This window comes from Streptomyces sp. NPDC024017, from assembly GCF_040638895.1.
Classification (GTDB): Bacteria; Actinomycetota; Actinomycetes; order Streptomycetales; family Streptomycetaceae; genus Streptomyces.
In genome coordinates this window covers 339,093-359,137 of the sequence record NZ_JBEZYZ010000009.1, presented here as the reverse complement: position 1 = coordinate 359,137, position 20,045 = coordinate 339,093, and the positions used below count along the sequence as shown (strand labels likewise).

At 71.8% G+C, this 20,045-nt stretch carries 19 protein-coding genes; 14 read left to right on the top strand and 5 right to left on the bottom strand.

Annotation, left to right across the window (positions count from 1 at the left end; translation table 11 throughout):
* Positions 1 to 591: 591 nt before the first annotated feature.
* The 9 genes from AB0G20_RS25940 (at position 592) to AB0G20_RS25900 (ending at position 10,427) form a co-directional block, all read left to right on the top strand.
* Positions 592 to 807 carry a hypothetical protein gene (locus tag AB0G20_RS25940; protein WP_003994898.1) on the top strand — a complete coding sequence of 72 codons (216 nt, stop codon included), beginning with the start codon at positions 592 to 594 and terminating at the stop codon, positions 805 to 807.
* Between the two features lie 95 nt (positions 808 to 902).
* Positions 903 to 1,709 (top strand): HlyD family efflux transporter periplasmic adaptor subunit, encoded by an 807-nt coding sequence (locus tag AB0G20_RS25935; RefSeq protein ID WP_361306466.1) that lies wholly within the window; start codon positions 903 to 905, stop codon positions 1,707 to 1,709.
* Positions 1,706 to 3,931 (top strand): NHLP family bacteriocin export ABC transporter peptidase/permease/ATPase subunit, encoded by a 2,226-nt coding sequence (locus AB0G20_RS25930; RefSeq protein ID WP_361306464.1) that lies wholly within the window; start codon positions 1,706 to 1,708, stop codon positions 3,929 to 3,931. The genes AB0G20_RS25935 and AB0G20_RS25930 overlap by 4 nt, the downstream gene beginning before the upstream one ends.
* Position 3,932: 1 nt before the next feature.
* Positions 3,933 to 6,758, top strand: a complete 2,826-nt coding sequence (locus tag AB0G20_RS25925) for an NHLP bacteriocin export ABC transporter permease/ATPase subunit (RefSeq protein ID WP_361306462.1) — start codon at positions 3,933 to 3,935, stop codon at positions 6,756 to 6,758.
* Positions 6,759 to 7,168: 410 nt separating this feature from the next.
* Complete coding sequence (locus AB0G20_RS25920) at positions 7,169 to 8,176, top strand: Ppx/GppA family phosphatase (protein WP_361306460.1); 1,008 nt, start codon at positions 7,169 to 7,171, stop codon at positions 8,174 to 8,176.
* A 48-nt stretch (positions 8,177 to 8,224) separates the two neighbouring features.
* Positions 8,225 to 8,422, top strand: a complete 198-nt coding sequence (locus tag AB0G20_RS25915; protein WP_361306458.1) for a hypothetical protein — start codon at positions 8,225 to 8,227, stop codon at positions 8,420 to 8,422.
* Between the two features lie 132 nt (positions 8,423 to 8,554).
* Positions 8,555 to 9,562 carry an iron-containing redox enzyme family protein gene (locus tag AB0G20_RS25910; RefSeq protein ID WP_361306456.1) on the top strand — a complete coding sequence of 336 codons (1,008 nt, stop codon included), beginning with the start codon at positions 8,555 to 8,557 and terminating at the stop codon, positions 9,560 to 9,562.
* A 21-nt stretch (positions 9,563 to 9,583) separates the two neighbouring features.
* Positions 9,584 to 10,240: a HemK2/MTQ2 family protein methyltransferase gene (locus AB0G20_RS25905; RefSeq protein WP_361306454.1), complete on the top strand. Its 657-nt coding sequence runs from the start codon at positions 9,584 to 9,586 to the stop codon at positions 10,238 to 10,240.
* Positions 10,221 to 10,427: a CDGSH iron-sulfur domain-containing protein gene (locus AB0G20_RS25900; protein WP_361306452.1), complete on the top strand. Its 207-nt coding sequence runs from the start codon at positions 10,221 to 10,223 to the stop codon at positions 10,425 to 10,427. Before AB0G20_RS25905 ends, AB0G20_RS25900 begins: the two co-directional genes overlap by 20 nt.
* A gap of 164 nt (positions 10,428 to 10,591) precedes the next feature.
* Here the strand turns inward: AB0G20_RS25900 and AB0G20_RS25895 are convergent, their stop codons facing one another.
* Positions 10,592 to 11,026, bottom strand: coding sequence for a protease inhibitor (locus AB0G20_RS25895; RefSeq protein ID WP_361306450.1), 435 nt, complete (start codon positions 11,024 to 11,026; stop codon positions 10,592 to 10,594).
* A 326-nt stretch (positions 11,027 to 11,352) separates the two neighbouring features.
* Between AB0G20_RS25895 and AB0G20_RS25890 the strand changes: the two genes are divergently transcribed.
* The 3 genes from AB0G20_RS25890 to AB0G20_RS25880 all read left to right on the top strand — a co-directional run bounded on the left by AB0G20_RS25890 (position 11,353) and on the right by AB0G20_RS25880 (position 13,972).
* Positions 11,353 to 11,928, top strand: coding sequence for a hypothetical protein (locus AB0G20_RS25890; protein WP_361306448.1), 576 nt, complete (start codon positions 11,353 to 11,355; stop codon positions 11,926 to 11,928).
* A 94-nt stretch (positions 11,929 to 12,022) separates the two neighbouring features.
* Positions 12,023 to 12,721 carry an alpha/beta fold hydrolase gene (locus AB0G20_RS25885; RefSeq protein WP_361306446.1) on the top strand — a complete coding sequence of 233 codons (699 nt, stop codon included), beginning with the start codon at positions 12,023 to 12,025 and terminating at the stop codon, positions 12,719 to 12,721.
* An 81-nt stretch (positions 12,722 to 12,802) separates the two neighbouring features.
* Positions 12,803 to 13,972 carry a lactate 2-monooxygenase gene (locus tag AB0G20_RS25880; protein ID WP_361306444.1) on the top strand — a complete coding sequence of 390 codons (1,170 nt, stop codon included), beginning with the start codon at positions 12,803 to 12,805 and terminating at the stop codon, positions 13,970 to 13,972.
* Between the two features lie 59 nt (positions 13,973 to 14,031).
* Here the strand turns inward: AB0G20_RS25880 and AB0G20_RS25875 are convergent, their stop codons facing one another.
* From AB0G20_RS25875 to AB0G20_RS25865, 3 genes are all read right to left on the bottom strand, one after another.
* Positions 14,032 to 15,645, bottom strand: coding sequence for an RICIN domain-containing protein (locus AB0G20_RS25875; RefSeq protein WP_361306442.1), 1,614 nt, complete (start codon positions 15,643 to 15,645; stop codon positions 14,032 to 14,034).
* Positions 15,646 to 15,976: 331 nt separating this feature from the next.
* A complete protein-coding gene (locus AB0G20_RS25870) occupies positions 15,977 to 16,354 on the bottom strand; it encodes a hypothetical protein (protein WP_031110699.1) in 378 nt (125 codons plus the stop codon).
* Positions 16,355 to 16,357: 3 nt separating this feature from the next.
* Positions 16,358 to 16,603, bottom strand: coding sequence for a hypothetical protein (locus AB0G20_RS25865; protein WP_030845137.1), 246 nt, complete (start codon positions 16,601 to 16,603; stop codon positions 16,358 to 16,360).
* Positions 16,604 to 16,778: 175 nt separating this feature from the next.
* Between AB0G20_RS25865 and sigJ the strand changes: the two genes are divergently transcribed.
* Together sigJ and AB0G20_RS25855 are read left to right on the top strand one after the other, a co-directional pair.
* Positions 16,779 to 17,708 (top strand): RNA polymerase sigma factor SigJ, encoded by a 930-nt coding sequence (sigJ, locus tag AB0G20_RS25860; protein ID WP_361306440.1) that lies wholly within the window; start codon positions 16,779 to 16,781, stop codon positions 17,706 to 17,708.
* On the top strand, positions 17,705 to 19,192 hold the full coding sequence (locus tag AB0G20_RS25855) for a cytochrome bc complex cytochrome b subunit (protein WP_361306438.1): 1,488 nt from the start codon (positions 17,705 to 17,707) through the stop codon (positions 19,190 to 19,192). The genes sigJ and AB0G20_RS25855 overlap by 4 nt, the downstream gene beginning before the upstream one ends.
* Here the strand turns inward: AB0G20_RS25855 and AB0G20_RS25850 are convergent.
* A complete protein-coding gene (locus AB0G20_RS25850; protein WP_361306436.1) occupies positions 19,183 to 19,974 on the bottom strand; it encodes an alpha/beta hydrolase in 792 nt (263 codons plus the stop codon). The two genes, AB0G20_RS25855 and AB0G20_RS25850, sit on opposite strands and share 10 nt — an antisense overlap.
* Positions 19,975 to 20,045: the final 71 nt, after the last annotated feature.

Below are 20,045 nucleotides of genomic sequence, written 5' to 3'. Positions count from 1 at the left end.
CCCGCCCACCGACCGCGCGGTCCGCGAGTCCCCTGTTCCCATGGGCCGGTCGAGGAGGGCGGGCCCGGCCGGCCCGCGGAGAGTCATGGCCGGATGACGGCCCTTCAGCTACGGCACCGCTTCGGCATCGCGGAACGAAACGCTCCGTATCCGGTCGGGAACGATCTGTTGCAATCACGGAGTCGAATCCCGGCTTCAGCGAATCTGCACATCGAATGCTCAACCCGGTCACCGAAAGGAGGGTTATCCACACCCCGGCCGCGTCGGTCACGCCTTTGGGGCGGGAGTGCCGGATTCGCCGCCCCCTGAAACAAGGGCCCTGATGCGCCGATGCGGTGCCGCATGTGAAGAACTCGCCGCCAAGCGGTGCGCAGATCTGCACGGATCGGTGCTGCTGGGGCGCAAGTTCCCTGGTGAGGGGGGTGGTTGATTGGAAGCGCGGAGCCGCAGCGTGCTTTGATCCATCGCACCGCGGGGGCCGCTCAGGGCACTCGGAAACGGATGCCCGGTGCTCGCGGTCGCGGCCGTCATCTGTCCCCAGAGGGGGCCGCTCCCCCCTTGTGAGATATCCATATGAAGGGAAGTTCCATCATGAACTCCACCCCCCAGGTTGAGACCGTCGAGATCGCTGACGCCCAGCTCGACGCCATCTCCGGCGGCCTGTCCGTGAACGCCGTGAACACCGTCACCGACACCGTTGACGGCATCGCCCCGGTCTCCGGCCTGGTGGACACCGCCGTCGGCACCGTCGAGGGCGTCACCGGCCTCAACACGGCCCCGGTCACCGGCCTGGTCTCCGGCCTCTGATCGAGCCCTTGTGCCGTTGATTCCCGGAACCGCAGCCGGCGGTTCCGGGTTCTTCGGGTTCCGTATGCACCTCTTCCACGGGTGAGGGAAGTTCCTTGCAGTTCCGCCAACAGGCCCTCGCCAAGCTCCAGTCACCGGAGGAACTCGACCTCCCGGTGCGTTTCGCCCGCCCGCAGGGCTGGCTCGTGCTCTCGGTGACGGTGGTCGCGATGGCCGCCGCCTCGGTGTGGGCGATGACCGGCTCGGTGACCTCCACCGTCAGCGCACCCGCCGTCATCACGCACGGGCAGGGCAGTTACCTCCTCCAGAGCCCCGTCGCGGGCCAGGTCACCGCGGTGCTCGCCAAGCAGGGCGCGCAGGTGCCCGCGGGCTCCCCCGTGCTCAAGGTCCGTACGAGCAAGGGAGAAGCGGTCGTCCGCACGCTCGACGCGGGCCGTGTCTCCGCGCTCGCCGCGACCGTCGGGCAGATCATCCAGACCGGCGCGAACGTCGCCGCCGTCGAGAAGGTCGCCCACACCGGGGACCCGCTCTACGCGACCGTGTACGTCCCCGCCGAGAACGCCGCCTCGATCCCCGACGACGCCGCCGTGGACCTGACCGTGCAGTCGGTGCCGACGCAGGAGTACGGAGTGCTGCGCGGCCATGTGAAGTCGGTGGACCGCTCGGCCCAGTCCCCGCAGCAGATCGCCGCGTTCCTCGGGGACAGCCAGCTGGGCGAGCAGTTCACGAAGAAGGGCAGGCCGGTGGCCGTGACGGTCCGGCTGGACAAGTCCTCCGCCACCAAGAGCGGTTACAAGTGGTCGTCCGCGGACGGGCCGCCGTACAAGCTGACCTCCATGACGCTGGCCTCCGGTTCGATCCGGCTGGCCGACCAGCGCCCCGTCGACTGGCTGCTGCCATGAGCGCGACCGCACAGGAGCCCCGGAACCGGCGTCGCGCCGCCCCGCCGAAACGCAAGGTACCCAAGGCCCGGGCGAAGACCGTCCGCACGCCCACCGTGCTCCAGATGGAGGCCGTCGAGTGCGGCGCCGCCTCCCTGGCGATGGTGCTCGGCCACTACGGCAAGCACGTCCCGCTCGAAGAACTGCGCATCGCCTGCGGCGTCTCCCGCGACGGGTCGCGCGCCAGCAACCTCCTGAAGGCGGCCCGCTCTTACGGCCTGACGGCCAAGGGCATGCAGATGGACATGGCCGCCCTCGCCGAGGTGAAGTCGCCGGCCATCCTGTTCTGGGAGTTCAACCACTACGTCGTCTACGACGGCATGGGCCGCCGCTTCGGCCGGCGCGGCGTCTACATCAACGACCCCGGCAAGGGCCGCCGGTTCGTCCCCATGGAGGACTTCGACGGCAGCTTCACCGGTGTCGTCCTGGTGATGGAGCCCGGCGAGGACTTCGCCCGGGGCGGCCGCAAGCCCGGCGTCCTGGGCGCGATGCCCGCCCGGCTGCGCGGCACGGCGGGCACCATGCCCGCCGCGGTGCTGGCGAGTCTGCTGCTGGTGGCGGTCGGTGCGGCGGTACCCGCGCTGAGCCGGACCTACATCGACGAGTTCCTGATCGGCAACCAGACCTCGCTGCTCGGCGTGCTGTTCACGTCGATGGCGGCGTGCGTGCTGCTCACGGTCGTGCTGACCTGGCTCCAGCAGGCCAACCTGCTGCGCGGCCGCATCATCTCCTCCACCCTGTCCAGCGCCCGCTTCCTGCGGCATCTGCTGCGGCTGCCGGTGACGTTCTTCTCCCAGCGCAGCCCGGCCGATCTGGTGCAGCGGCTGCAGTCCAACGACGCGGTGTCCGAGACCCTGTCCCGCGACCTAGCGGCGGCGGGCGTGGACGCGATCGTGGTCGTCCTGTACGCGGTACTGCTCTACAGCTACGACCCGCAGCTGACGTTCGTCGGCATCGGCGTGGCCCTGCTGAACATCGTGGCCATGCGGGTCGTCATCCGGCTTCGGGCGACGCGCACGGCGAAGCTGCGCGCGGACACGGCCCGGCTCACCAACACCGCGTACACGGGCCTTCAGCTGATCGAGACGATGAAGGCGACCGGCGGCGAGGACGGCTACTTCCGCAAGTGGGCCGGACAGCACGCCACCACCCTGGAGGAGCAGCAGCGGCTCGGCGTGCCGAGCGCCTGGCTGGGCGTGGTCGCGCCGACGCTCGCGACCCTCAACAGCGCGCTGATCCTGTGGATCGGCGGCATGCGGGCGGTCGAGGGGCACATCTCGGTCGGTCTGCTGGTCGCCTTCCAGGCCCTGGTCACCCGGTTCACCGCCCCGCTGACCCGGCTGAACGGTGTCGCGGGCCGCATCCAGGACTTCGCGGCGGACGTGGCCCGGCTGAAGGACGTGGAGAACTTCAAGGCCGACCCGCTCTACGACCGTCCCGGCGCCGGTGAGTCCACGCGCCGCCTCCAGGGCCATGTCGAGCTGGAGAACATCACGTTCGGCTACAGCCCGCTCGACAAGCCCCTGCTCACCGGCTTCGACCTGACGGTCGGCCCCGGGCAGCAGGTCGCGCTGGTCGGCGGTTCGGGCAGCGGCAAGTCCACGGTGTCCCGGATGATCTCCGGGCTGTACGCGCCGTGGGAAGGCGTGATCCGCATCGACGGGCAGCGCATCGAGGACATCCCGCGGGGGGCGCTGGCCGCCTCGGTCTCCTTCGTCGACCAGGACGTGTTCCTCTTCGAGGGGACGGTCCGCGACAACGTGGCGCTGTGGGACACGTCGATCCCCGACGACGCGGTGGAGGACGCCCTGCGCGACGCCGCTCTGTACGACGTGATCACGCGCCGGCCCGGCGGCATCCACAGCAAGGTGGAGCAGGACGGCCGCAACTTCTCCGGCGGGCAGCGCCAGCGCCTGGAGATCGCGCGGGCGCTGGTGCGCCGGCCGAGCATCCTGGTGCTCGACGAGGTGACGAGCGCGCTGGACGCGGAGACCGAGCAGGTCGTGATGGACAACCTGCGTCGGCGCGGCTGCGCCTGCGTGGTGATCGCGCACCGGCTGAGCACGGTGCGCGACAGCGACGAGATCGTCGTCCTGCAGCACGGCACGATCGTGGAGCGGGGACGGCACGAGGACCTGGTGGCCCGCGGCGGCGCGTACGCGGCACTGGTCAGGGAGCGGTGAGATGACGGCCGTTCACGAAGGGCACGACGGCGACCTCGTGCTGGGCGCCTTCGGGCAGATGGGCTCGCGCATCGACTGCGCCGGGTTCAACCGTCTCGACCTCGAAGGCCCGCAGGTGCTGTGGCTGGTCGCGTCCGGCGCCGTGGATCTGTTCGCGGTCGACGCCGGGCAGCAGGGCCACTGGCACCATCTGGGCCGGCTGGAGGCGGGCTCGCTGGTGCTCGGCCCGGTGCCGGGACCGCAGCACACCTTGGTGGCCCGCCCGCTGCGGGACTGCGTGGTCCACCGCATCGGCCTGCGCGAGCTGTACCAGCCCGCCAACACGGCGACCTGGTCGTACGACGAGTACGGCAACCCGCAGTACGTGCCGCCGACGACGAGTCCGCTGGAGTACGCGCTCGCCCTCGGGGTCGGCCGCAGCCTGTCGATCCTGTTCCAGGCGCCGATGGCCACCGAGCGGGCCGCCGCGCCCACGGACGACGACGTGTTCTGGATGCAGGTGCCGCCGGGCAGCGTGCAGTACGGCTCGCTGTACGGCGCGGAGGCCGCGGCCGACCTGCTGATGGACCCGGGGCTGTGGCAGTCCATGGTCGACCAGCAGTACCGGCTGCTGACCACGCTGGACCGCTGGATCGAGCAGCTGGAGCGCACCCACGAGACCCGCACGGCCGAGGGCATCAAGGCCGGTGAGGCGGTGCGCGCCCAGGCCGACCAGACGCTGCTCGCGTCCATCGGCAAACGCTCCTCCCAGCGCACGACCGCCGCCGACGCGGACGCCACGTACGCGGCCTGCAAGCTGGTCGGGCAGGCGGCCGGGATCCGTATCACCGAGCCGACCCAGAAGGGCACCGGCGGCGACCGCCTCGACCCGGTCGAGCAGGTCGCCCTGGCCTCCCGCGTCCGCACCCGGGCCGTACGGCTCGACGGCCGCTGGTGGCGGGACAACGTGGGGCCGCTGGTCGGCCAGCGGGCCCTGTCGGGCGCGCCGGTGGCGTTGCTGTGGCGGCGCGGCGGCTATGTCGCGGTGCATCCGTCGACCGGCCGTGAGACGCCGATCGAGAAGGCGAACGCCGACGAGTTCGAGCCGCGCGCGGTGATGTTCTACCGTCCGCTGCCGGAGCGGGGGCTCAGTCCGCTGAGGCTGCTGCGGTTCTGCATGCAGGGCATGCGCGGCGACCTGACGGGCCTGCTGCTCAGCGGTCTGGTCACGGTGGCGATCGGGGCCATGGTGCCGGTCGCGACCGGCAAGGTGCTGGGCGAGTTCGTGCCGAAGGCGCAGACGGACCTGATCGTGCAGGTGTGTCTCGCGGTGATGCTGAGCAGTGTGGTGGCGGCGGCCTTCATGCTGTTGCAGAACCTGACCATCCTGCGGCTGGAGGGCCGGATCGAGGCCACGCTCCAGCCGGCGGTGTGGGACCGGCTGCTGCGGCTGCCGACGAAGTTCTTCACCGAGCGCTCCACGGGCGAACTGGCCAGCGCGGCCATGGGCATCAGCTCGATCCGCAGGCTGCTGGCGGGAGTCGGCCCGACCGTGGCCCAGTCGGTGACGGTGGGCGCGATGAACCTGGGGCTGCTGCTGTGGTTCAGCGTGCCGATGGCGATGGCCGCGATCGGCATGCTCGTCGTCATCGCGGCCGTGTTCCTGGGGCTCGGACTGTGGCAGGTGCGCTGGCAGCGGCGGCTGGTGGTGCTCTCCAACAAGCTGAACAACCAGGCGTTCCAGACGCTGCGCGGCCTGCCCAAGCTGCGGGTGGCCGCCGCCGAGAACTACGCGTACGCCGCGTGGGCGTCGGAGTTCGCGCGCAGCCGTGAGCTCCAGCAGAAGGTCGGCCGCATCAAGAACCTCACGACGGTGCTGGGCGCGGTGTATCTGCCGCTGTGCACCCTGCTGATGTTCATGCTGCTGGCCGGTCCGGCCCGGGGCTCGATGTCGGCGGCGGCGTTCCTCACCTTCAACACCTCGGTGACGATGCTGCTGACCTCCGTCACCCAACTGACCGGCTCGTTCGTCTCGGCGGTGGCCGCGCTGCCGCTGTTCGAGGAGATCAAGCCGGTGCTGGACGCGACACCCGAGGTGCGCACGGCGAGCACCCGGCCGGGCCCGCTGACCGGGGCGATCGAGGCGCGTCGGGTGTCCTTCCGCTACTCGGACGACGGTCCGCTGGTCCTGGACGACGTGTCGTTCGAGGTGCGGCCGGGCGAGTTCGTCGCGGTCGTCGGCCCGAGCGGCTGCGGAAAGTCGACGCTGCTGCGGCTGCTGATCGGCTTCGACCGGCCGGTGTCGGGCAGCGTGCTGTACGACGGGCAGGACCTGGCGGCCCTCGACCAGTCGGCGGTGCGCCGCCAGTGCGGAGTGGTGCTCCAGCACGCGCAGCCGTTCACCGGCTCGATCCTGGACGTCATCTGCGGCACCGAGCCGTACACGCCGGAGGAGGCGATGGCGGCGGCCGAGATGGCCGGTCTCGCCGAGGACATCAAGCGGATGCCGATGGGGCTGCACACCATCGTCGCGGGCAGCGGAGCCGTCTCCGGCGGCCAGCGCCAGCGACTGATGATCGCCCAGGCGCTGATCCGCCGGCCGCGCATCCTCTTCTTCGACGAGGCGACCAGCGCGCTCGACAACGAGACGCAGCGCACGGTCATCGAGAGCACCAAGGCCCTCAACGCCACCCGGATCGTCATCGCGCACCGGCTGTCGACCGTGATGGACGCCGACCGTGTCGTGGTGATGGAGGACGGCAAGGTCATCCAGCAGGGCTCGCCGGCCCAGTTGCTCGCCGACACGAACGGCCGCCTGCACGAGCTGGTCCGCCGCCAGATGGCGTGACGTAGGGCACTTCCCCACCGTCCCAGCGAAACGTTGCCGTTTCGCTGGGACTGAGGCGGCCGCCGAGGCCTCGTCCAAGCGGTGCTGGATCCTCGCGGTCGTCGCGCTCGCCCAGCTGATGGTGGTGCTGGACGCCACCATCGTGACCATCGCCCTGCCCTCGGCCCGACGTCGTCATCGCCGTGGCCGCCTTCGCGGGCGGCCGGCTCCTGCTCGCCCCTGCGGATCCTGCTCGACCGCGACCGCGAGGCCTCCTTCCTGGCCGTGCTGATCACCCCTGCCCTGCACCAGCACGGGGTGCCGGGGCCGTCGTGTGCAGGGACACGGCGGCCCCGCGGCCGGTGGCGTGTCCTCGCCGGTGCGGAGCGTGCGTCCTGTTGGCCCGCCCCGTAAATGGGTACCCACCGGCCATGCGAATCAGCGTGGTGGACGTGGGATCGAACACGGTCAGACTTGTGGTCGCGGACGCGGCGGACGGGGTGCCGCTGCCCGTGCACACCGCCAAATGGCGACTCAGGCTGTCCGAGCAGGTCACACCTGGGGGACCCATCCCGGAGCAGGCCGTGGGACAACTCGTCGACGCGGTGGCCGAGGCGAGCCGTACCGCCACCCGGTGGGGTGCGGCCGGCCCGCTGGCGTTCGCGACCGCCGTGGTGCGCAACGCGCCGAACCGGCAGGAGGTACTGCGCGCCGTCCGCGCCCGTACGGGCATCGACCTGTGCACCCTGCCGGGCGAGGTCGAGGCCGAACTGACGTTTCTCGGGGCCCGGCGCTGGATGGGCTGGCGGTCGGGGCCGCTCGCCCTGCTCGACATCGGCGGCGGCACGCTCGAAGTCGCCTTCGGACGCGGCCGGTTGCCCGACTTCGTGGCGTCGCTGCCGCTGGGCGCGCGGCGGCTGACGCACGAGTTCTTCGAGGCCGAGGACCCGCCGTCGCCGGAGCGGGTGCGGGCGCTGCGCCGCAAGGTCCGCCATCAGCTGCGGGACGTCGCGGCGCGGATCCGCTGGGAGGGCCCGCGCACCGCGGTCGCCACCTCCCGCACCTTCCAGCAGCTGGGGCGGCTGTGCGGCGCGGCGCCCGGACGCCACGGCCCGTTCGTGGACCGGCAGATGCACCGCTCCGAGCTGCGGGCGGCGATCACGCAGCTGGCCGCCCTGCCCGCCGCCGAACGCGCGCACCTGCCCGGCATCTCCGCACCGCGCGCCGCACAGAGCCTCGCGGGAGCGGTGGTCGGTCACACCGCGCTGAAGCTCACCGGCATCAAGGCGGTCACGGTCTGCCCCTGGGCGATCCGCGAGGGCGTGCTGCTGCGCCACATCGAGGACGGCCCCGCCTGGTGGGCGGAGGTCACCCGCCGCAGCGAGGAGGCCGCTCCTCCCGACCCGGTGCCGTTGCGCATCGCCGCAGCCACCACCTGAACGACCACGCCCGTGAGCGGGCGTACCGAACACAGGAAGGAGACCCCCGTGTCCCAGCACAAGGACCAGCGCGACGAGGACCAGCACGGCAAGCCGCCCGAGACGGCGCTCGAGGAGGTGCTGCGGGAGGTCGAGGACGCCGAGAACCGCACCCGGGACTCCGCCGAGCAGCGCCGCCATCGGGGTGAGGCCGGCGAGGCCGTCACCCCCAACGCGCGCGCCCAGGAGGAGTCCGACGGGGACTGACGCAGGCGGGGTGGGCCCGCGTCTCGTCGCCACGGGTCGCTCCTGGAGGAATGCCCAGGTCGGCCGCCTCGTACGACGGGGCGGGCGTCACACGACGGGTGACCTCGGTCGCCTGGCGGGTACCCGGCGCGCATGGAGCACGAAGGACCACGACTGCCCACCCCGCGCGGCCCGCTGAGCAGGGGCGTCGACGCGTATCTGCGGGGCGCGGGCCGCCTGCCCCGGCTGGAGGAGGTCGTCCGAGCCGACGTGTACGGCGACGACCTCCAGCTCGCCCTGTACCTGTGCTACGAGCTGCACTACCGCGGCTTCGCGGACGTCTCCCCGGAGCGCGAGTGGGACCCGGACCTGCTGCGCGTGCGCGGGGCCATGGAGCACCGCTTCCTGTCCGCGCTGCGCACCGACGCACACGTCCACGACAGCGTGGACGAGGCCTTGGCCGGCCTGCTGGTCGAGCCTGTCGAGGGCACCGGCGTCAGCCACTTCCTGCGTGACGAGGGCGAACTGTGGCAGGTGCGCGAGTACGCGGCCCAGCGCTCCCTGTACCACCTCAAGGAGGCGGACCCGCACGCCTGGGTGCTGCCGCGGCTGTGGGGCCGGGCGAAGGCCGCGATGGCGGCGGTGGAGTTCGACGAGTGGGGTGGCGGCCGCGCCGACCGCGTGCACGCCTCCCTGTTCGCCGACCTGATGACGGATCTGGGCCTGGACACCACATACGGCCGCTACCTCGACGCGTCGTCCGCCGAGGCGCTGGTCACCGTGAACATGATGTCCCTCTTCGGACTGCACCGGGCCCTCAGAGGTGCCCTGGTCGGCCACTTCGCGACGGTCGAGATCACCTCGTCACCGGGCTCGCGGCGGCTCGCCGAGGCGATGCGCCGCACGGGCGCCGGGTCCGCCGCCGAGCACTTCTACGACGAGCACGTCGAGGCCGACGCGGTCCACGAGCAGGTGGTGCGTCACGACGTCATCGGCGGACTGCTGCAACAGGAGCCGCATCTCGCCCCGGACGTCGCCTTCGGCATCGACGCCACCGAGTTCGTCGAGGAACGCTTCGGCGCCCGGCTGCTCGCCGACTGGCGTGCATCACGTTCGTCACTGCGTGCACCGCTTGCCCTGGAAACAGCTCATATCTCCTGATTGTCGGGGTACTCGGCGTCCGTGACTGCACTGGTACCCCCGGGCGTGTACGCCCCGCAGGAAGACACCGAGCTGTTGGCCGGCGCCTTGACCGACGAGCCGCTGCCCCCGGGCGCGAAGGTCCTCGACGTGGGCACCGGAAGCGGCGCCCTGGCCCTGGAGGCCGCACGCCGGGGCAGCCGCGTGACCGCGGTGGACGTGTCCTGGAGTGCCGTGTGGGCCGCGCGGCTGAACGCCCGGCTGGCGGGGCTCCCGGTCCGCATCCGGCACGGGAATCTCTTCGAACCCGTGCGTGGAGAAACGTTCGATCTGATCCTGGCCAATCCGCCGTACGTGCCGGCGCCGGACGGTCACCGCAGGCCGCCGCGAGGCGCGGCCCGGGCCTGGGACGCGGGCGGTGACGGGCGGCTGGTCGTCGACCGGATCTGCCGGGAGGCGCCCGGTCTGCTGCGGCCGGGCGGAGTTCTGCTGCTGGTGCAGTCGGCGCTCAGCGACCCGGACCTGACCGTCGGGCAGTTGCGCGGGGCCGGCCTGAAGGCCGCGGTGACCCGGCGGCGCCGGATCGCGCTCGGGCCGGTGCTGCGCGGCCGGGAACACTGGCTGCGGGAGCGGGGGCTGCTGCCCGCCGCCGATGACAAGGAAGAGCTGGTGGTCGTCCGTGCCGAACTCCCCGTCTGACCGGGCCGCCACGCCGCGCCGCGTCGCCGTCCAGCGCAAGGGCCCGCTGTTGATGGAGGGCCCCGTCGAGGTGGAGCTGGAGGACGGCTCCGTCGTCACCTCGGACCGCTTCCGTGTGGCCCTGTGCACCTGCCGTCGCAGCCGCCGCTACCCATGGTGCGACACGAGCCACCGCGACCGGGCGTGAGGCCCCGGGCGTAGAAAAGCCCAGGGGCCGACGGGCGGCCCCACTCCGCCCGCCGGCCCCCTTGCGCGAGATCGCGACTTCCCGTGACAACGGCCCGGCTCCCCAGCCACGGCCCGCTGCGCTTCACGGATTCAGCGCGATCCCGGTCTGTGGGCTCGGCCCTCTCAGAAGGAGAAGACGCCCGATCCCAAAGCGTTCTTCATGCAGTCGTTGGAGAAGGTGCGCTCGTAGGAGACGCGCTTGCCCTGCCAGACACCGTCGACGGTGACGACTACGGGGTCGTACTGCTTGGTGCACATCACGCCGTCCTTCGCGGTCAGGGCGTCGAGGTCGCCGCCGACGCCGCGCAGTTCCGCGCAGGCCGCTCCGGCCGCCGGGTGCGTGCCGGCGGGCATCGGGGCACAGGTCAGGGTGACCGCGCGTTCGGGAGTCGCTGTGATCGCGCTCTCTCCATGGCCCACCGTGAGGACGAGGGCCGACGGGGCGTAGAGCGCGGTGGGGGCCTGACCCGGGGTGGCGAGCGCGGCCCCGGAGAGGGGGCCGCAGACGGCGGTGGCCGTCAGGCCGAGGGTCATGGCCCAGCGCGCGGTGGTCCGCATTGTGTGCATCCTTCCGCATCGATTACAGGGTGTGCCGTCCCGTGCTCGGTCGGTGCCCGGAGCGGCGAGCGCGAGTCTGCCGAGTCCGCCGCGGAAACACACATCGACCCCACGGGTTTCAGTAACATTGCGTGTTGAATCAGTGGCGTGAAGTTACGGAATCTGCACGGGTGAAGCCCGTAACTGCGCGGTTTCCGGGGTCATGAAGCGGCCAGATGGCTGATTCCTGCGCGTTCGTTAATAGGCCTGAAACATTCCGATTCCGCTCTCGGCCGACTGCTTGGCGACCCCTTGTGTTCATGGATCGGCCGAGTAATCGTCATTACATGATTACTTCTGAGCAGACAGAGAAGCTCCGCGGCTGGTTCGCCGGCCGCCTGCCCGACGACCTCTTCGAGGAACTGACCGAGATCACGGTCGACCGCGAGGAGATCACCGTGATCGGCCGCATCCCCGCACCCCGGCTGGCCGAGGACGCCCCGGCCACCGAACGGGAGGCGGCCCTGGAGAGCCGGGTGCAGGACTTCCGGGAGCGCACCCGCGAGGACCGGATGGCCGTGGCCCGGGAGGCCGAGCACCGGTTCCGCCGGAAGGTGTCCTGGGGTGTGGAGTGCGGTGGGCAGCGGACGCTCTTCACGCACGTGGCCGCGCCGGTCATGACGCGGTTGCGCCAGCCGGAGCGCCAGGTCCTCGACACCCTGATCGCCGGCGGCGTGGCCCGCAGCCGCAGCGACGCGCTGGCCTGGTGCGTGCGCCTGGTGCAGCGTCATACGGACGACTGGCTCGCGGAGCTGCGCGATTCACTCGAACACGTGCAGCGCGTCAGGGCCCAGGGCCCGGACGCCGAACCGGACCCCACACCCCGCACGGACGACGCGGACGACGCGGACGACCAGGCGTGACCACCGTCGCCGCCGCGGCTGTTCCCGGACCCCGGGCGGCCTGCGGGCCCGGCACGGGAGGGGCGTTGTCGGACCCCTCGGCTACGTTGCCCGCATGACCGACTTCGCACTGGTGGCAGGGACATGGCTCGGGGCGTGGGCATGGGACGAGGTGGCCGCGGAGCTGCGCGGGGCCGGGCATGACGTGCACGCGCTGACACTGTCGGGCCTCGCCGAGAGACGTACCGAGCAACCGGCCGGGCAGCAGACGCACGTCCGGGACATCGTCGAGGAGGTGGAGCGCCTCGATCTGCGGGACGTCGTCCTGGTCGGGCACAGCTACGCGGGCGTCCCGGTCGGGCAGGCCGCCGAGCGGATCGGAGACCGGCTGCGGCGCGTGGTGTTCGTCGACGCGAACGTGCCGGTGGACGGGGAGTCGTTCCTGTCGGGCTGGCCCAGCGACCACGTACGGCGGGCGATCGACGGCCATGCCGGCTACTGGCCGCCGCTCGGCCCCGAGGACTACGCGGGGCAGGGGCTGACGGACGAGCAGATCGCCCGGATCGTGGGCGGCTCGACCCCGCACCCCGGTGTCACGCTCACCGAGCCGGCTGTCCTCGCCCGTCCCCTCGGCGAGCTCCCGGCGACGTATGTGAAGTGCCTTCTCGACGGGGACGAGCCGATGCCGGCGGTGGCCGCGGTGCTCGGGAGCGACAGCTGGGAGCTGGTGGAGCTGGACACCGGGCACTGGCCGATGTTCTCGCAACCGCGCGCGCTGGCCCGGGTGCTGCACGCGGCGGTCGCCCGCCCCTGATCCGCCGCAGCGCATACCGCTCGGTATCGTCGGCCGTACGGCACGGTCTCGACGAGGAGACGACGAGAGGCGGGGCGTACGGTGGGCAAGCACTGGGCGGACTTCCAGTACGAGATCTATCTGAACGGGATGACGGGTGCCGTACCGCGGCTGCCCACCGATCTGACCCGGCTGGAGGAGCTCACCGAGCAGCGGCTCGGGCCCGGCCCGGTGGGCTATGTGGCGGGCAGCGCGGGCAACGGCAGTACGGCCCGCGCCAACCGGGCGGCCCTGGAGCGCCGCCGGATCGTGCCGCGCATGCTGCGGGACGTGCACGAGCGGGATCTGTCGGTCGAGGTGCTGGGCCGTGCCCTGCCGGCCCCTCTCGCCCTGGCCCCGGTCGGCGTGCTGTCGATCATGCACCCGGACGCCGAGTCCGCCGCGGCCCGGGCCGCCGCCGCGCAGGGCGTGCCGTACATCCTGTCGTCCGCGTCCAGCACCCCCATGGAGCAGGTCGCCGAGGCGATGGGTGACGCCGAGCGCTGGTTCCAGCTGTACTGGCCGAAGGACCCGGAGGTGGCCCGCAGTTTTCTGAACCGGGCGAAGGCGGCGGGGTTCACCGCGCTGGTCGTCACCCTGGACACGCCGCTGCTGGCGTGGCGGCCGCGCGATCTCGACCAGGCGTACCTGCCGTTCCTGCACGGGGTCGGCACGGCCAACTACTTCTCGGACCCGGCGTTCCAGGCGGGCCTGGCCAAGCCGGTGCACGAGGATCCGAACGCGGCCGTGATGCACTTCGTCGGGATGTTCTCCGACCCGGCCAAGAGCTGGCCGGACCTGGCGTTCCTGCGGGAGAACTGGGACGGCCCGATCGTCCTCAAGGGCGTCCTGCACCCGGACGACGCGCGCCTGGCCGCCGACGCCGGAATGGACGGGGTGGTCGTCTCCAACCACGGCGGCCGCCAGGTGGCGGGCTCGACAGCCGCGGCCGATGCCCTCCCCCGCGTCGCGGAGGCCGTGGGCGACCGGCTCACCGTCCTCTTCGACAGCGGCGTCCGCACGGGCGACGACATCTTCAAGGCCCTCGCCCTCGGCGCCCGCGCGGTCCTCGTCGGCCGCCCGTACGTCTACGGCCTCGGCCTCGACGGCCGCCCCGGCGTCGAACACGTCATCCGCTGTCTGCTCGCCGAACTCGACCTCACGCTCGCCCTCTCGGGGCATGCGACACCGAGCACGATCGGCCCGGCCGACCTCGTCGAGGATCCGGCCTGAGGGGTGGGCTGCGCGGCGTGTCCGCCGCGCAGCCTCCGCTCAGGCCCCGGGGCCCGTCGTCACGCGGTGCGGCCGTCGGTCAGTGTCACCGGGTGGGCCGCCGGGTCGCCCTGCTCCTCGATCGACAGGGAGCCCGCCGTCGGCAGGGGGTCCGGCTGCCAGCGCTGGGCGTCGGTGTTCCGGTCGCGGACCTTGACGACGATGTCGGCGTCCGGGTCGTCGTCGGCCGGGGTGAGGGCGAGCTGCTCGTCCCAGCGGGGCAGCAACTCCCCCTGCACGGTGAGGTCGTAGCGCACGTCGTCGCCCCGCTCGGCATCCTCGTCGGCGCAGGTGCCGAGGACGACGACACCGGCGTCCTTGTGGGAGTCCAGACACAGCCCGGGATCGGCGACGCTGCGCAGCAGCCCGTCGTCCTCGTACGTCCACTGCTGGGTCCACACCGTCGAGCACTCCGCCAGCTTCGTGCCCGAGCCCTCCTTCGGCAGGTCCCGGATGTCGAGGCACAGGTCGGCACCCGCGTTGCGCAGCCGCGTCACGCCCTGGGCCGCGGGAAGCCCGGCGGTGCCGGGTGGCGTCACCGACGCGGAGCCCTTGCCGCCGGCGGCGCTGCTGGAGCCGGCCGGGTCTGCCTCACCGCCGTCGTAGGACGACGCGTTGATGATGAGCACCGTCGCCAGCACCCCGGCCGATACCGCGCCGACGCCGGAGAGCACCGCCCGCGAGGAGCGCGGCGCCCCCGGAACCCGGCGGGTGGGCACGGGGAGCCGGGACAGCAGCCCGTGCCGCCCGCCGCCCCGCCGTCCGCCGCCGCGCCGGCCCCCGCGTGCGCCGTGCGACGCCCGCCCCGGTCGCGAGTCGAGGTAGCGGCGGGCGCCCCAGCCGAGCACCGCCTCGGCGATCAACGGCCCCAGCGGGCCCTCGAAATGGCTCAGTTGTTCCGCCGCGTTCCGGCAGTAGCGGCACTCGTCCAGATGCTGCTGGACGTCCGGCAGCAGGGCGCCGCCCCGGCGGATCGGGACGTCGAGGAGGCGGTTGTAGAACCGGCAATCCTGGGTCGGCGAGAGTTCGCGATGGGCATGAACACAGCCTTCACGGAATTTGTCCCGTGCCTGTTCGAGGGCCGCCGATGCGATGTCGGTGTCCATGCCCAGCAGTCCGGCCGGGACGCTTAAAGGATCTGCCTCGACCTCGACATGCCACAGCAAACACCGCAAGGCTGCGGGAAGTGCCTGGAATGCCCGCTCCGCGAGGGTGCGATTTTCGGGCGTCATGGACGTCGCCGCACGCAGGCCGCGCCCTCCGGCCGGTTTCTGCAACGCGGGCAGAACGGCTGATATTCGATCGTCACCGGACCACTCGCGGATCGTGTCGCGCACGGTCACCAGAAGGGCCGGGCGCAGCGCGACGGCGGACTCGCCGAAGGCCAGGCGGTTGAGGGTCCGGTGGAAGGCGGTCCCGGTCACCATCGCGGCGACCTGCGCCGACGAGGCGAGACAGATGACCGCGTAGTCGTGCACGGACTGGTAGTGCCGCGCCATCAGCAGCGCGACGGAATGGGCGGCGACCTCGCCCTCCGGGCTGCCTCTCAGCGGGGCGGCGAGTGATTCATCGGATTCCCCGGGATCCCCGCCGGGCGGGGGATACGGGGGGCGAGGGGGGTGGGGGGTGGGCACTGAGATGGTTCCTTCCCACGCATGTGGCACACAGAAGTCCTGCCGCCGAAAAGGAGGCCCGGTTGGTGCGTACCTCTTTGGCGGGGCGCGGGAGGTGCGAATTCACCGACGGCGAATCGGACGCGGTCCACAAATCACGTGCGACACCCGGCCATTCCCCCCGCACGCGCGTTTCACTCTTGCACAACCCCCACACGGCCAACAAGGCGCCCGGACAACATGCCCGCCATTGACAAGAAGTCAGAAACGGGGGAACGGATGCGCGCAGGTCGCACCCGTTTTCGACATTTCCCTGCGGCCCGCGTGAATCGGGCACCGGATCCCCAGTTCCTCAGATCTGCCAGGAGCGCAGCCGGTCGGCCGCGCCGTAGACGTCGGTGGTGCCGGACAGCAGGTCGCGGGCGAGGTCGACGAGGGCGCCGTAGGGCGGGTCGATGCCGACGCCGCTGACGAACATGTACGCCACGGCGGTCGCGCAGGCGAAACGGGCGTTGGCCGAGGGCAGCGGCCGGAGCACGGTGATGGTGTGCAGCAGCGCGGCGGCCCGCCAGGCAGGGTCGGAGTTCACCCCGAGGCGCGGCGGGTCGACGCGGTGCCGGGCGACGGCGGCGACCAGCGCGGAGAAGTCGTTGACGGTGGGCTGGTCCGGCAGGACCTCCTCGTGGCGCTGAAGCAGCCAGGGCACGTCGATATGGATCACGGGTGCCATGGGTCAGGCGGCCCGCCCTTCGCCCTTGGCGGGCGGTTCGTCGTCGGGGAACGCGGCGGCGAACTCGTCGGCGTGGGTGGCGAAGAAGCGGCGGAAGGCCTCCGCGCCCTCCTGCAGGGCCCGGTGGCGGGCTATGTCGGCCGCGGCCGCTTCCCGCACGAGCGCCTTCATGGACGTACCGCGCTCCTTGGCGATCTGCCTGAGGTCCTCAAGTTCGCGGTCGCTGAACTCCACGTTGAGAGCTGGCATGCCTTCACGGTACCGCTCGGGTACTGACTCGTAAATATCCCCAGGTCAGGGAGGACGCGGGGAGGTACCGCACAGGCACCCCGCCTGAGATGTGGGTCACATCGGGCCGAGCGATGTCACATTCCGGGGCCCCGCTCGGCTCGCAGTAGTGAGCGCGTCTCTGGGAGGCCCACGCATGACCGAGATCTCCGTACCCGGCACCGACGCCCCGCTCGACGCGGCGACCGGGGTGTTCGTCGACCATCGCGAGCTGCTGTTCGGCGTCGTCTACAACATGCTCGGCAGTGTCGCCGACACCGAGGACGTCCTGCAGGAGACATGGCTGTCCTGGACGGCCCGCGGCGGGGGCGCTCCCCTGGCCGGTGTCGACAACCCGCGCGCCTATCTCGTCCGGGTGGCGGTCAACCACGCGCTGCGCCGCCGTGCCGTGATCAGCCGCCGGCGGGAGACGTACGTCGGCCCGTGGCTGCCCGAGCCCCTGGTCGGCGAGGACACCGAGACCGCCGAGGAACCGGCCCTGCGTTCCGAGTCGGTGTCGCTGGCGATGCTGGTGGTTCTGGAGTCGCTGACGCCGCTGGAGCGGGCCGTGTTCGTGCTGGGCGAGGTGTTCGGCTACCCGCACGCCGAGATCGCGGAGATCATCGACCGCTCCCCCGCCGCCGTACGGCAGTTGGCGCACCGGGCCCGGGAGCACGTGCACGCGCGGCGGCCGCGGTACGAGGCGCATCCCCGGGTGCGGCGGGAGGCGACCGAGCGGTTCGTGCGGGCGGCGCTCGGCGGGGACATCGCCGAGCTGATGGAGGTGCTCGCGCCGGACGTCACCGCGTGGACGGACGCGGGCGGCAAGCGCCGGCGGGCGAGTCTGCGCCCGGTGCACGGCCGGGACAAGGTGACCCGTCTGCTCACGGCCGGCCGGGGCGGTCCGGACCACCCGGTCTGGCGCTACCGGCGCGTCAACGGCGACGACGCGGCGGTGCTGTTCGACGGCGACGCGCCGTACGCGGTCCTGGTCCTGGACCTCACCCCGGAGGGCGACCGGGTGTGCGGCATCTACGTCGTGGCCAACCCGGACAAGCTCGCCCATGTGCCCGGGGCGGCGGCGTGAGCGCCGGACGCGGTGAGCGGCTCGCGGACTGGTTCGACGGCCGGCTCGGCATCCACACGCTGGGCAGGAAGTACCTGCGCAAGGTGTTCCCCGACCACTGGTCTTTCCTGCTGGGCGAGATCTGCCTGTACAGCTTCGTGGTGCTGGTCCTCACCGGCGTGTATCTGACGCTGTTCTTCCACCCGTCGATGAACGAGGTGACCTACCAGGGGAGTTACGTCCCGCTGAACGGTGTGCGGATGTCCGAGGCGTACGCGTCCACGCTGGACATCAGCTTCGACGTGCGCGGCGGGCTGCTGATCCGGCAGCTGCACCACTGGGCGGCGCTGGTCTTCGTCGCCGGGATGCTGACGCACATGATGCGGCACTTCTTCACGGGCTCGTTCCGCAAGCCGCGGGAGGTCAACTGGCTGTTCGGCTGGCTGCTGCTCCTCCTCGGCCTGTTCGAGGGGCTGTTCGGCTACTCCCTGCCGGACGACCTGCTCTCGGGCACGGGCCTGAGGTTCGTGCACGGCGCGCTGCTGTCGGTGCCGATCGTGGGGACGTATCTGGCGATGTTCCTGTTCGGCGGCGAGTTCCCCGGGGACGACATCGTGGCCCGCTTCTACTCGCTGCACGTGCTGCTGATCCCGGGGGTCATGGCGGCGCTGATCGTCGTCCATGTGCTGCTGGTCGTGTACCACAAGCACACCCAGTTCGCCGGGCCCGGCCGCACCGAGCGCAATGTCGTGGGCTCGCCCTTCATGCCGGTGTACCTGGCGAAGGCGGGCGGCTTCTTCTTCCTGGTGTTCGGGGTGCTCGCGCTGATGGCGGCGGTGGCGACGATCAACCCGGTCTGGTCGTACGGCCCCTACCGCGCCGACCAGGTGTCCACGGGCGCGCAGCCCGACTGGTACCTCGGCTTCGCCGAGGGCCTGGTGCGGATCATGCCCGGCTGGGAGATCACGCTGTGGGGTCACACACTGGTGCTGGGCGTGCTCATCCCGATCGTGGTGTTCCCGCTGCTGCTGGTCTTCATCGGCGTGTACCCGTTCCTGGAGGCCAGGTTCACCGGCGACCGGGACGAGCACCATCTGCTGGACCGGCCGCGCAACCGGCCGGTCCGTACGGCGATCGGGGCGGCATGGATCAGCCTCTACCTGGTGCTGCTGGCGGGCGGCGGCAACGACATCGTCGCGACCCGCTTCCATCTGTCGATCAACACGGTGACGTGGGCGGTGCGGATCGGGATGTTCCTCGTCCCGGCGGTCGTCTTCGTCGTCACCCGGCGGATCTGCCTGGGGCTGCAACTGCGCGACAAGGAGCTCGTCGCGCACGGCCGGGAGACCGGCGTGATCAAACGGCTGCCGCACGGCGAGTACGTCGAGGTGCACGAGCCGCTCGACCGGGCCCGGCTGCACACCCTGACCGCCCACGAGCGCCCGGGGGAACTCGTCGGGCACGAGCGGCGGCGCCGGGCGGTGGACGGGTCCGGTCAGGAGTGAGCGCGGCAGAACTCCCGGACGGTCCGGTTGAACGGCTCCGGCGCCTCGATGTTGCTGAGGTGCCCGATGCCGGGGAGCACGACCAGCGTGGCCCGCGGGATCGCTTCGAGGAACTGGTGGGCGACGGGCTCCACGGGTGAGCGGGCGTCGAGCTCGCCCCACAGCAGGAGCGCCGGTACCGCGATCTTCGGCAGCAGATCCCGCTGATCGGCCTCGGCCATGATGGTGAGCTCGGTCCGCAGGCTCTGGGCGCGGGCGTCGGCCGACATCACGGACAGCACCCGTACGGCGTCGGCGGGGGGCTTTCCGGCGAAGAGGCCCGGCACGGTCGGTGCGAACGCCTCGGCCGGGACCGCGAGCATCCGCTCCGCCCCCTCGACCCGGGACCGCACCTCCGCCGCGGACAGCGAGCCCTTCCAGCCCGCGTAGGTGTCGACCAGAAGCAGGGTCCGTACCGACTCGGCGTGCCGCCGGTAGAGCTCCAGCACGACGGTCCCGCCCCAGGACAGGCCGAGGACATGGGCCGGGCCGAGGTCCACGTCCTCGATGACGGCCGCCAGACAGCGGGCGTAGTCGGCCAGGGCGAACGAGGGCGGTACGTCGGAGGACCGGCCGGCGCCCGGTTCGTCCCAGGCGACGACGGTGAACTCGTCGGCCAGGTCCTCGACCTGGGGACGGAACAGCCGGGCGTCCGTCGTGGCGCCGTGCGCGAGCACGAGGGGCGGGCCCTGACCCACCCGGTCGTACGCGACCTCGATGCCGTCGACCCGCACCGCTGGCATGACACCAGGCTACGCGCGCGTGCCGGAGGCGTCCTGTCGGCGGACTCCCCCGGCACGCGGCACGGCTGTCC